Source organism: Teichococcus deserti (assembly GCF_001982615.1).
Lineage (GTDB): Bacteria > Pseudomonadota > Alphaproteobacteria > Acetobacterales > Acetobacteraceae > Pseudoroseomonas > Pseudoroseomonas deserti.
Genome location: NZ_MLCO01000288.1, coordinates 1 through 12,194, shown reverse-complemented (window position 1 = coordinate 12,194; position 12,194 = coordinate 1). Strand labels below are relative to the sequence as shown.

9 protein-coding genes are annotated in these 12,194 nt (G+C 70.9%); 7 read left to right on the top strand and 2 right to left on the bottom strand.

Annotated elements, in window-relative coordinates:
- From BKE38_RS24455 to aat, 7 genes are all read left to right on the top strand, one after another.
- The coding region (locus BKE38_RS24455; protein WP_242662557.1) for a BCCT family transporter at positions 1–2,018 on the top strand (2,018 nt) is incomplete at its 5' end.
- A gap of 216 nt (positions 2,019–2,234) precedes the next feature.
- Positions 2,235–2,690, top strand: a complete 456-nt coding sequence (gene aroQ / locus BKE38_RS24450) for a type II 3-dehydroquinate dehydratase (RefSeq protein WP_076959836.1) — start codon at positions 2,235–2,237, stop codon at positions 2,688–2,690.
- A 28-nt stretch (positions 2,691–2,718) separates the two neighbouring features.
- Positions 2,719–3,189, top strand: a complete 471-nt coding sequence (gene accB, locus BKE38_RS24445; protein WP_076959835.1) for an acetyl-CoA carboxylase biotin carboxyl carrier protein — start codon at positions 2,719–2,721, stop codon at positions 3,187–3,189.
- A gap of 10 nt (positions 3,190–3,199) precedes the next feature.
- The gene (gene accC, locus BKE38_RS24440) at positions 3,200–4,543 is read left to right on the top strand and encodes an acetyl-CoA carboxylase biotin carboxylase subunit (protein WP_076959834.1); all 1,344 of its coding nucleotides are present in this window, start codon (positions 3,200–3,202) and stop codon (positions 4,541–4,543) included.
- A 298-nt stretch (positions 4,544–4,841) separates the two neighbouring features.
- Positions 4,842–7,493 carry a bifunctional lysylphosphatidylglycerol flippase/synthetase MprF gene (gene mprF, locus BKE38_RS24435; protein WP_076959833.1) on the top strand — a complete coding sequence of 884 codons (2,652 nt, stop codon included), beginning with the start codon at positions 4,842–4,844 and terminating at the stop codon, positions 7,491–7,493.
- A 64-nt stretch (positions 7,494–7,557) separates the two neighbouring features.
- Complete coding sequence (locus BKE38_RS24430) at positions 7,558–8,268, top strand: virulence factor family protein (protein WP_076959832.1); 711 nt, start codon at positions 7,558–7,560, stop codon at positions 8,266–8,268.
- A 9-nt stretch (positions 8,269–8,277) separates the two neighbouring features.
- Positions 8,278–8,928 (top strand): leucyl/phenylalanyl-tRNA--protein transferase, encoded by a 651-nt coding sequence (gene aat / locus BKE38_RS24425; RefSeq protein WP_076959831.1) that lies wholly within the window; start codon positions 8,278–8,280, stop codon positions 8,926–8,928.
- A 45-nt stretch (positions 8,929–8,973) separates the two neighbouring features.
- Here aat and BKE38_RS24420 read toward each other — a convergent pair whose 3' ends face one another.
- Together BKE38_RS24420 and BKE38_RS24415 are read right to left on the bottom strand one after the other, a co-directional pair.
- On the bottom strand, positions 8,974–10,401 hold the full coding sequence (locus BKE38_RS24420) for an alpha,alpha-trehalose-phosphate synthase (UDP-forming) (RefSeq protein ID WP_076959830.1): 1,428 nt from the start codon (positions 10,399–10,401) through the stop codon (positions 8,974–8,976).
- Complete coding sequence (locus tag BKE38_RS24415; protein WP_076959829.1) at positions 10,389–12,194, bottom strand: glycoside hydrolase family 15 protein; 1,806 nt, start codon at positions 12,192–12,194, stop codon at positions 10,389–10,391. Before BKE38_RS24415 ends, BKE38_RS24420 begins: the two co-directional genes overlap by 13 nt.

Sequence of the window (12,194 nt, the reverse complement as noted above, 5' to 3'; positions counted from 1 at the left end):
CCGCATCCCCCGCCGCCGCGACGCCCGCCGCGCCGCCGCCCGGGCCGGCCGCCGCGACGCCGGTCAACCGGCGGGTCTTCGCCGCCTCGGCGCTGCTGACCCTGGCCTTCGTTGCCTTCGGCGCGCTGGCGCCGCAGACCGCCGGCCGCGCCTTCGGCGCCGCCCAGGCCTGGATCACCGCCGAGCTGGGCTGGTTCTACCTGCTGGCCGTCGCCGTCTTCCTGCTGTTCTCGGTGCTGCTGGCCTTCGGCGACAGCGGCCGCATCCGCCTGGGCCCGAACCATTCCGAGCCGGAGTTCAGCTATCTCGCCTGGTTCGCCATGCTGTTCAGCGCCGGCATGGGCATCGGCCTGGTGTTCTTCGGCGTGGCCGAGCCGGTGACGCATTTCATGCTGCCGCCGGAGGGCGACCCGGCCAGCCTGGCCGCCGCCCGCGCCGCGCTGCAGCTGACCTATTTCCACTGGGGGCTGCATGCCTGGGCGATCTATGCGGTGGTCGGCCTGAGCCTGGCCTATTTCAGCTTCCGCCACGGCCTGCCGCTGACCGTGCGCTCCGCCCTCTACCCGCTGATCGGCGAGCGCATCCGCGGCCCGATCGGCGACGCGGTGGATGTCTTCGCGGTGCTCGGCACGCTGTTCGGGGTGGCCACCTCGCTCGGCCTCGGCGCGCTGCAGGTCAATGCCGGGCTGTCGCATGTGATGGGCCTGCCGATCGGCTTCACGGTCCAGGCGCTGCTGATCGCCGGCATCACCCTGCTGGCCACGCTCTCGGTGGCCTCCGGGCTGGAGCGCGGCATCAAGCTGCTGAGCAACCTCAACATCCTGATGGCGACGGCGCTGATGCTGTTCGTCTTCGTGGTCGGGCCCACCACCTTCCTGCTGCGCGGCTTCGTGCAGAATCTCGGCGGCTATATCGACCAGTTCGCGCTGCGCACCTTCAACATGTACGCCTATGACCCGAAGGAATGGCTGGGCGAGTGGACGCTGTTCTACTGGGGCTGGTGGATTGCCTGGTCGCCCTTCGTCGGCATGTTCATCGCCCGCATCTCGCGCGGCCGCACCATCCGCGAATTCGTCCTCGGCGTGCTGCTGGTGCCGGCCGGCTTCACCTTCGCCTGGATGACGGTGTTCGGCGACAGCGCGCTGTGGCTGCACCTCTCCGGCGCCACCACCGCCGTCTCCGAGGTGGTCGACCGCGACGTCACCCTGGCCCTCTTCGTCTTCCTGGAGCAGTTCCCGCTCTCGGCCGTCTCCTCCTGGCTGGCCATGCTGCTGGTGGTGGTGTTCTTCGTCACCTCGGCCGACAGCGCGGCGCTGGTGGTCAGCACCATCACCGCCGGCGGGCGCGACGACGTGCCGCTCTGGCTGCGGGTGTTCTGGGCGGTGGGCTCGGGGCTGATCGCCATCGTGCTGCTGGCCTCGGGCGAGGGGCTGAAGGCGCTGCAGACCGCGGCCATCGCCAGCGCGCTGCCCTTCGCCGTGGTGATGCTGCTGATGGCCTACGGGCTGTGGCGCGCCCTGCAGCGGGAGGGGCTGCGGCAGGACGCGCTGGCGCAGAACCTGCCGCCGCGCCAGGGCCGCTCCTGGCAGCGCCAGCTGCAGGGCATCCTGGCGCATCCCAGCCGCGAGGCCGGGCTCGGCTTCGTCGCCAACACCGCCACCCCGGCGCTGGAGGCGGTGGCGGAGGCGCTGCGCGGCCGCGGCCTTTCGGCCGAGGTGGAGGCGCGCGAGGACCGGCTGCGCCTGGTCACCATGCCCGGCGCGCCGGAGGAGTTCCGCTACGGCATCCGCCTGCGCCGCTACGCCATGCCGAGCTTCGCCTATTTCGAGAGCCGCCCCGAGCAGGAGCAGCGCGAGCACTACTGGCGCGCCGAGGTCTTCCTGGAGGATGGCAGCCAGGATTACGACGTGCTGGACCTGACGCGGGAGGAGCTGATCCAGGACGTGCTGTCGCAATACGAGCGGCACTTCCAGTTCCTGCATGCCAGCCGAGGGCTGCCGCGCGGGCGGGCCGGATAGGGGCGCTGCAGCCGGCCCCCGACGGCCTGCTGGCTCGGAAATCCAGCGGCTTCCGCAGATTTCAGGGCGCGGCGCGGGCGGCGCCCTTGCCAGCGCGGCCGAAGCGGCCCAAAGGCGAATGCTTGCGGGGCGGAAACGCCCCGTGCTAGGCGCGCCGTTCCAGGTCCGCCCTGGCTTCTTTCCATCCCGGTCATCCATCACGGGAATTCCCCGCACGTGAACCCGCCGCTGATCTTCGTCCTGAACGGTCCCAACCTGAACCTGCTCGGCACCCGCCAGCCGGAGATCTACGGCCACGAGACGCTGGACGACATCGAGGCGCTCTGCGCCGAGACCGCCGACGCGCTCGACCTGGCGATCGACTTCCGCCAGACCAATGTCGAGGGCGAGCTGATCTCCTGGGTGCAGGAGGCGCGCAACATGGCGGCGGGCATCATCATCAATCCGGCTGGCTACAGCCACACCTCGATCGCGCTGATGGATGCCCTGCTGGCCTCCGACCTGCCGGTGGTCGAGGTGCATCTCAGCAACATCCACCGCCGGGAGTCCTTCCGGCACCTGTCCTATGTGTCGCGCGCGGCGCAGGGCGTGATCTGCGGCCTGGGGCCGCATGGCTACGCCCTGGCGCTGCGCGGCATCGCCGGCATCCTGGCCCAGGCGGACCAGGACTGACGGCGGGCAGGGGTATCAGAGAGGTTCCATGAGCGGCATTTCCTTCACCCCCGACGCGGTCCGGGCCCTGGCCCAGATCCTGCGCGAGACCGACCTGACCGAGATCGAGCTGGCCGACGGCGAGGCCCGCCTGCGCGTCACCCGCACGGTCACCGTGGCGCCGACCGTGGTCGCCGCAGCGCCCGTGGCCGCCGCGCCGGCCGCCCTCGCCGCGGCCCCCGCGGCCGCGGCCGCCGCGCCGGCCGCCGAGGTCTCGGCCAGCACGCCGGGCGCCGTCACCTCGCCGATGGTCGGCGTCGCCTACCTGGCCCCCGAGCCGGGTGCCGCGCCCTTCATCACGCTGGGCGCCAAGGTCGCCGCCGGGCAGACGCTGCTGCTGATCGAGGCGATGAAGACCTTCAACCAGATCAAGGCGCCGAAGGCCGGCACCGTGACCCGGATCCTGGTCGAGAGCGGCTCGCCGGTCGAATATGGCGAGCCCCTGCTGGTGGTCGAGTAAGGCCCCCCGCATGTTCAAGAAGGTGCTGATCGCCAACCGCGGCGAGATCGCGCTGCGCGTCCACCGCGCCTGCCAGGAGATGGGCATCAGGACGGTGGCCGTGCATTCCACGGCCGACGCCACGGCGATGCATGTCCGCCTGGCCGATGAGAGCGTCTGCATCGGCCCGCCGGCGGCGCGCGACAGCTACCTGAACGTCGCCGCCATCCTCTCGGCGGCGGCCATCACCGGGGCGGAGGCGATCCATCCCGGCTACGGCTTCCTGTCGGAGAATGCCAGCTTCGCCGAGATGGTGGAGGCGCATGGCTTCACCTTCATCGGCCCGACCGCCGAGCATATCCGCATGATGGGCGACAAGATCGCCGCCAAGCAGGCGATGATGTCGCTGGGCGTGCCGCTGGTCCCCGGCTCCGACGGCGAGCTCGCCAGCCTCGAGGAGGCGCGCGAGGTCGCCGAGCGCATCATGTACCCGGTGCTGATCAAGGCCGCCGCCGGCGGTGGCGGGCGCGGCATGAAGGTCGCGCACTCCGCCGACGAGCTGGAGGAGGCCTGGCGCGTCGCCCGCACCGAGGCCAAGGCCGCCTTCGGCAACGACGCCGTCTACATGGAGAAGTACCTGGACCGCCCGCGGCATATCGAGCTGCAGGTGATGGCCGACATGCATGGCAACGTGGTGCATTTCGGCGAGCGCGACTGCTCGCTGCAGCGCCGCCACCAGAAGCTGGTCGAGGAGGCCGGGTCGCCCGCGCTGACGCCTGCCGAGCGCGACGCGATCGGCGCCCAGGTGACCTCGGGCCTGTCCAGGCTGGGCTACCGCAATGCCGGCACGCTGGAATTCCTGTGGCAGGACGGTCAGTTCAGCTTCATCGAGATGAACACCCGCCTGCAGGTCGAGCATCCGGTGACCGAGATGGTCTGCGGCATCGACCTGGTGAAGGAGCAGCTGCGCGTCGCCGCCGGCGAGAAGCTCGGCTACACCCAGGCCGATATTGCCTTCAATGGCCATGCCATCGAATGCCGCATCACCGCCGAGGACCCGGACAGCTTCGCGCCGTCGCCGGGGCGGGTGAACACCTACCACGCGCCGGGCGGGCTCGGCGTGCGGGTCGATAGCGCGCTCTATTCGGGCTATTCGGTGCCGCCGCATTACGACAGCCTGGTCGCCAAGCTGGTGGTGCACGGCAAGACCCGGGCCGAGGCGATCAGCCGCATGCGCCGGGCGCTGGGCGAAATGGTGGTGGACGGCATCCGCACCACCCTGCCACTGCACCAGCGCATCATGGACGACGCCCAGTTCCAGTCGGGCGACTACACCATCCACTGGCTGGAGCGCTTCGTCGGCCTGCAGCGCTGACCGTCGCGGGCGGCGGGATGGCCGCCGCTAACGCAGGCGTGAACTGCCCCGGCCGCGCGCCGGGGCGGCCGTCCACGCCTTGCAGGCCGGGGCCGCAAGGCGTTGAGCGCGCTGGGGAAGCCCGCTGCGCGGCACTTTCCCGGAACGCATCGTGGCAGCGGGGCCACTATCTTTTCATCATTTCGCTATCCCCTGGCCGCAGCTTGTGCGTCAGCCTGAAGTTTGCCGTGCAGCGGCCTTCCGCCTTCGGCCCGCCAGCCCATCTCACTGCCGGCCTCCTGCCTCTTGGGAATGCTTGATGAACGGCCTGCCTTCCGCGCCCCCGCCCCCCGAGGTCAGCCTGCTGCAGAGCGAGGCGCCGCCGGCCGCGGATGCCCGGCGGGCGCGGCGCTGGGCGATCCTGAAGCCCTGGCTGCTGCTGGGCGGCGGCGTGCTGATGGCGGCGCTGGCGCTCCTCGCGCTGCACGGCCTGTCGCATGAGCTGGACTACGCCACCGTCATGGCCGGCGTCACCGAGGAAAGCCCCTGGACCCTGGCCGCCGCGGTCGGCGCCACCGCGCTGAGCTTCCTGGCGATGACCGGCTACGACCTCTCGGCCGCGCGCTACGTGGCGCCGGGGGCGGTGCCGAAGCGGATCGCCATGCTGGCCGCCTTCTGCGGCTTCGCGCTGAGCAACACGGTGGGCGTCGGCGCCTTCACCGGGGCCGCGGTGCGCTGGCGCATCTATGCCGCCGCCGGGCTGAAGCCGGAGCGCATCACCCGGCTGCTGGTCTTCGTCACGGCGAGCTTCGTCCTCGGCCTCTTCGCGGTCGGCGCGCTCGGGCTGCTGGCCACCGCCGAATCGGTCGACGACTGGTCCGGCCTGCCGCCCGACCTGCTGCGCGGCATCGCCCTGGCGATCCTGGGCGGGCTCGGCGCCGTCGCGGTGATCGGCCGGAGGAAGCCGGGGGGGCTGCGCTTCGGCCGCCACACGCTGCGGGTGCCGCCGGCCCGGCTGATCCTGTTCCAGGGGCTGGTCTCGCTGGTCGATATCGGCGCCGCCGCCACCGTGCTCTGGCTGCTGCTGCCGGAGGGGGCGGTCGACCTGCCCTTCTTCATGGCGCTCTATTCGGTGGCCATCGCCATCGGCGCCGCCAGCCACCTGCCCGGCGGCATCGGCGTCTTCGAGGCCGTGGTGCTGATGGCCTTCCGCGACACCGGCGTGCCGCTGGACCAGGTGGCGACCGCGCTCGTCCTGTACCGCTTCATCTATTTCGCCCTGCCGCTCGGCCTGGCGCTGCTGCTGCTGGCCGGCTTCGAGGCCAGCCGCCGGGCCCACCTGCTGGAAGGCGGCACCCGGGCGGTGCGGGCGGCGACCCGGCTGATGCCGCGCTTCCTGGGCGCGACGGCCTTCGCCGCCGGCGCCGCGCTGCTGTTCGGCGGCGTCACCCCGCCACTGGGCGAGCCGCGCGGGCTGCTCGGCCCCGCTTTGCCGCTGCCGCTCTTCGAGGCCAGCCACCTGCTGGCCAGCGTCGGCGGGCTGGCGCTGATCGTGGTGGCGCACGGGCTGGTGCACCGGCTGGATGGCGCCTGGTGGCTGGCGCTGGTGCTGGCCATCGGCGGCTTCTGCCTGTCGCTGGCGCGCGGCGGCGGCGCGCTGGAGCTCGGGCTGCTGGCGCTGCTGGCCGTCGCCCTGATCACCTCGCATGACCGCTTCGACCGCCGGGCGCGGATGCTGACGCCGAGCTTCACCCCGGGCTGGTGGGCGGCGGTGATCGGCGTGGTGGCGGCCGCCGCCTGGCTGCTGTTCTTCGCGCATCGCGACGTCGAATATTCACGCCAGCTGTGGTGGCAGTTCGAGTTCGACGCCTCGGCGCCGCGCGGCATGCGCGCGACGCTGGGCGCCGTGCTGCTGCTTTTCGCCGCCGGGCTGTGGACGCTGCTGCGCCCGGCGCGCGGCCTGGTGCACCGGCCGACGGCCGAGGAGCTGGCGCGGGCCGGCGCCATCGCCCGCACCCAGGAACGCGCCATGGCGCATCTGGTGCATATGGGCGACAAGCCCCTGCTGTTCTCCGAGCAGGGCGACAGCTTCATCATGTATGGCCGGCGCGGCCGGTCCTGGGTGGCGCTGGGCGGGCCGGTCGGGCCCAAGGCGCAGCGCGTCGACATGGTCTGGCGCTTCGTCGAGATGGCCGACGCCCAGGGCGGGCGCGCCGCCTTCTACCAGGTGCGCCCCGAGAACCTGCCGCTCTACATCGATGCCGGGCTGCAGCCGCTGAAGCTGGGCGAGGCGGCGCGGGTGCCGCTGGACAGCTTCAGCCTGACCGGCAAGTCGCGCCAGCCGCTGCGCAGCGCCCTCAACCGCGCCGAGCGCGAGGGGCTTTCTTTCAGTTTGGTCCCCGCCGCCGAGGTGCCGGCGCTGATGACCGAGCTGGCCGAGGTCTCCCGCCAGTGGCTGGACCAGCACAAGGCGCGGGAAAAGGCCTTTTCCCTGGGCGCCTTCGAGCCGAACTATGTCGCCGCCGGGCCGGTTGGCGTGGTGCGCGGGCCGGACAATGCGATCATCGCCTTCGCCACGCTGATGGAGACGCCCGAGGTCAAGGCGGAGATGTCGATCGACCTGATGCGGCACCGCCCCTCGATGCCGCCGGGCACCATGGACTTCCTGTTCCTGAAGCTGATCCTGCTGGCCAAGGAGCAGGGCTACGGCTTCTTCGACCTGGGCATGGCGCCGCTCTCGGGCCTCGCCGCGCATCGCCTGGCGCCGGTCTGGTACCGCCTGGGCGGGCTGGTCTTCCGCCGCGGCGAGCGCTTCTACAACTTCCGGGGCCTGCGCGCCTTCAAGGAGAAGTTCGAGCCGGTCTGGGAGCCGCGCTACCTCTGCACCCCGGGCGGGCTGGACCCCTGGGTGGTGCTGGCGGATGTCGCGGCGCTGCAGTCGGGGGGCCTGCGCGGCGTGATCGGCAAGTGATGGCGAAAGGCGCCGCCTGCGCCTTGTTTTTCCCTCGCGGCTTTCCCTTCTTCGGGACATGGGCATGAATCGCCGATCTCTTCTCGGCGCCGGGCTGGGCCTGGCGATGGCACCCGCGCTGGCCAGTCCGGCGCTGGCGCAGCGCGACACCTCGAGCTGGCTGATCGAGATGACGCCGCGGCAGAAGCGCAGCGACACCTTCGTCATCGTGCTGTCGGGCGATGGCGGCTGGCGCGACCTGGACCGCAGCATCGGCCGCATCATGCGCGACCGCGGCGTGCCGGTGCTGGGCTTCGATTGCCTGAACTGGTTCTGGAAGCGCCGCTCGCCGCAGGAGGTGGCGACCGAGCTGGACCGCATCATCGCGCTCTATGCCGAGAAGTGGCAGACGCCGAAGGTGGCGCTGGTCGGCTATTCCTTCGGCGCCGACGTGATGCCCTTCGCCTGGAACCGGATGAAGGCCGAGAGCCGCGCGCGGGTCGTGCTGATCAGCCTGCTGGCCTTCGCCAGGGAGGCCGCCTTCGAGATCAAGGTCGGCGACTTCATCGGCTTCTCGCGGCCCAGCGCGCTGCCCACGGCGCCCGAGGTGCCCGGACTGCCGGTCGAGCTGATCCAGTGCACCTATGGCTCGGACGAGGAGGCGGAGACCGCCTGCAAGGTCTTCGAGGGCACCGCGGCGCAGATCGTGCGGACCCGCGGCGGCCACCATTTCGACGAGAACTACACCGCGCTGGCCGAGCGCATCCTGGCGCGGCTGCCGCGGCCGCAGCCGTAACGCGCCGGCATGTCACGACGCTCCGTCGACATCACACCCGAGTTGCTGCTGCGCGCCTATCGCGCCGGGCTGTTCCCGATGGCGGAATCGCGCGACGGCGACCGGCTGTTCTGGCTGGACCCGGAGCAGCGCGGCATTCTTCCGCTCGAGGGTTTCCATCTGTCGCGCCGCTTGCGGCGGACGGTGACCTCGGGCCCCTACACGGTGACGGCCGACCGGGATTTCAGCGGTGTCATCGCCGCCTGCGCGGCGCCGGCGCCGGGGCGCGAGGACAGCTGGATCAATCCGGAGATCGAGGCGCTGTTCACCACGCTGCACCGGATGGGGCATGGCCATTCGGTGGAGACCTGGCTGGATGGCGAGCTGGTCGGCGGCCTTTATGGCGTGTCGCTGGGCGGCGCCTTTTTCGGCGAGAGCATGTTCAGCCGCGCCCGTGACGCGTCGAAGGTGGCGCTGGTCCACCTCATCGCCCGCCTGAAGCTGGGCGGCTTCACCTTGCTGGACACCCAGTTCATCACCAGTCATCTGGCGCAGTTCGGCGCGATCGAGATCCCGCGCGACGCCTACAAGAAGATGCTGCTGGTGGCGATGGAGGCTGACGCCGTGTTCCCGGCTGACCCTCTGGGCCTCGAGGAGGCCATCCACCGCCTGCGCGAATGAAGGTGGGGGTCCGGGGGAACCCAGTTCCCCCGGCGCTTTCTTGCTTCAGTTCCTGGTCGGTGCCGCCCAGAGCATTTCCTGCTGCGGCAGCTTGAGCTCCTCGAGCTCGGCGAGGAAGCTTTCCGCCCAGCGCGTGGCGGTCTGTTCCTCGAGCCCGCGCATCATGCTTTCCCAGCGGTCGCGGCGCTCGTCCAGCGGCATGCAGAGCGCCTGGTGCAGCGCCTCGCCCATGGCTTCGGCGTCGAGCGGGTTGACCAGCAGCGCCCCGTCCATGCTTTCCGCCGCCCCCGCGAAGGAGGACAGCACCAGCACGCCGGGATCCTCCGGGTCCTGGGCCGCGACATATTCCTTGGCCACCAGGTTCATGCCGTCGCGCAGCGGCGTGACCAGGCCGACGCGGCCGGCGCGGTAGAAGCCGGCCAGCGTGTCGCGGGCCAGGGCGCGGGCGACGTAGCGCACCGGGGTCCAGTCGAATTCCGCATAGTCGCCGTTGATCCGCCCGGCCAGGGAATCGAGCTCGCGGCGGAGATTGCGATAGCTGGCGACCTCATTGCGGCTGCGGGCGGCGACCTGCAGGTAGGTGACGCGGTTCAGGTGCTCGGGGAAGTCCTTCAACAGCGCCGCAAAGCCGCGCATCCGGTGCGGCAGGCCCTTGGTGTAGTCCAGCCGCTCGGCGCCGACGATCAGCGAGCGGTCGCCCATGCTGGCGGCCAGGCGCTGGGTCTCGGGGCCGAAGGCGGCCTTGCGGGCAAGGGTGGCAAAGCCCCGGGTGTCGATGCCGATGGCGTGGGCGGAGAGCTGGGTGCGGCGCTGAAGACCGGCCACCTCTCCGCGCACGCCGCCGTCCTCGTCGGGGGCGAGGCCCAGCGCATCCTGGAAGCAGTTGATCAGCCCGCCGAGGTCACGCTTGGTCTGCACGCCGACCAGGTCATAGGCGAGGAGGTCGCGCAGCAGCCGCTCGGCATCGGGCAGGGCGGAGAGCACCGCCCAGGGCGGGAAGGGGATGTGCAGGAAGAAGCCGATGCGCTGCTTGGCGCCGAGCGCGCGCAGCTCGGTCGCCATCGGGATCATCTGGTAGTCGTGGATCCAGACCACGTCGTCCGGACCCAGCAGGGGCAGCAGCGCCTCGGCGAAGTCGCGGTTGACCTTGCGGTAGGAGGCCGCCTCCTTGCGGTCGTATTCCATCAGCCCGAGGCGGAAATGGAACAGCGGCCAGAGGGTGTTGTTGGAATAGCCGGCGTAGAAGCCCTTCTGGTCCTCGGGGTCGAGGTCGATGGTGGCGTAGTCGATGCCGGCGGCGCGGACCTGCTTCGGCGCCTTCTCCGGATTCTTGCGGCACTCGCCGCTCCAGCCGAACCAGAGTCCGCCGCTGGCTTTCAACACGTCCTTCAGGGCCACCGCCAGGCCGCCGGCGGCGGCCTCGCCTCGCCGCGGCACCGCCACGCGGTTGGAGACAACGACTACCCGCCCCACAGACCGTGCTCCCACGAACGGCTCAAACGCATCGCCGAGAGAATCAGGCCAACGTGGGAATAGGTCTGAGGAAAGTTCCCCCAGAGCTGATTCCGCGTCGGGTCCAGGTCTTCCGCCAGCAATCCCAGGTGATTCCGGCATGACAGGATCCTCCCGAACATGGCGCGCGCCTCCTCCGTCCGGCCGGCGGCGGCGAGCGCATCCACGTACCAGAACGAGCAAACGAGGAAAGCAGTTTCAGGTTTCCCGAAATCGTCAGCCATGTCGTAACGGTAGAGAAAACCGTCATGCACCAGATGATGCCCGACGCGGTCCAGCGTGCCGAGGAAGCGCGGATCGGTGGCGGGCAGGAAGCCGATCTCCGGCAGCAGGAGAAGGGCGGCATCCATGCCGTCGCTCTCGAAGCTTTCGACGAAGGAATTGAGCTCCGGGCGATAGGCCTTCTCGCAGATCACCGCATGCAGCTCGCGCGCCGATTTCGCCCAGCGCTCGGCGCGGTCGGCCAGGCCGAGATGCCTGGCGATGCCGGAGAGCCGCGCCATGCCGGCCCAGCACATGGCGGCGGAGAAGGTGTGGATGCGCTCGCGGCCGCGATATTCCCAGATGCCGGCATCCGGCGTCAGCGCCCGGGCCTCGGCCTGCTCGCCCAGCGTCTCCAGCAGGCGGAACAGCGGCTCGCCGGCGGGGCGCGGCAGGCGCTGGTCGAAGAACATCTGGGCAGCGGCCATGATGACCGAGCCATAGACGTCGTTCTGCACCTGCTCCGCCGCCTGGTTGCCGACGCGCACCGGGCCCATGCCGAGGAAGCCGGGCAGCTGCTCCTCGATCCGCTCCTCCATGGCCAGCGAGGGCACCAGCGGGTAGCAGGGCTTGAGCTCGCCGCCCGGGGAGATCGCCACCACGTTGGTCACGTAGCGGATGTATTCCTCCATCGTCCGGGTCGCGCCCAGCCGGTTCAGCGCCTGCACGGTGAACAGCGCGTCGCGCAGCCAGCAGTAGCGGTAGTCCCAGTTGCGCTCGGTGTTGGCGGCCTCCGGGATCGAGGTGGTCAGCGCGGCCACCACCGCGCCCGTCTCCTCGAAGGTGCAGAGCTTCAAGGTGATGGCAGCGCGGATCACCGCCTCCTGCCATTCGAAGGGCAGATGCAGCCCGCGGGTCCAGTCCAGCCAATAGGCCTCGGTCTCGCGGATGAATTCCTGGCCGATCTGCTCCGCCCCCTCCGGCACCGTCTCGTCGGGACCGAGGATCAGGGTGATCGGCTGGTCGAGCAGGAAGGGCGCCTCCTCGCCCAGGCAGGCCAGCGGCGCGTCGGTGGTGACGCGCAGCGCCGCATCCTCGGAGAAGTAGCGCAGGTGGTTGGAGCCGGAGCGGCGCACCGGCTTGTCGGCGCCCCAATGCGCCTTCGGCCGGATGCGCAGCCGGATCAGCGGCTGGCCTGACAGCGGCTCGATGCGGCGGACCAGCATCGGCGGGCGGAAGGCGCGGCCGAAGCGGCGGAAGCGGGGGGCGACGTCGGTGATGCGCAGCCGCGCGCCCTTCTCGTCCTCCAGCTCGGTCTCCAGGATGGCGGTGTTGCGGCGATAGGCCTGGCGGCTCTCCTTCAGGCCGATCATCTCGCATTCCATGAAGCCGTCCTGCGGCTCCTCGCCGCCGAGCAGCGCGCAGAAGACCGGGTCGCCGTCCAGGCGCGGCCAGCACATCCAGGTGCAGCGGCCGCGGCGGTCGAAGAGGCCGGCGATGATGCCGTTGCCGACGGGGGCGAGGTCGAGGGGCTGCGGCGGCGGGGCGGGCAG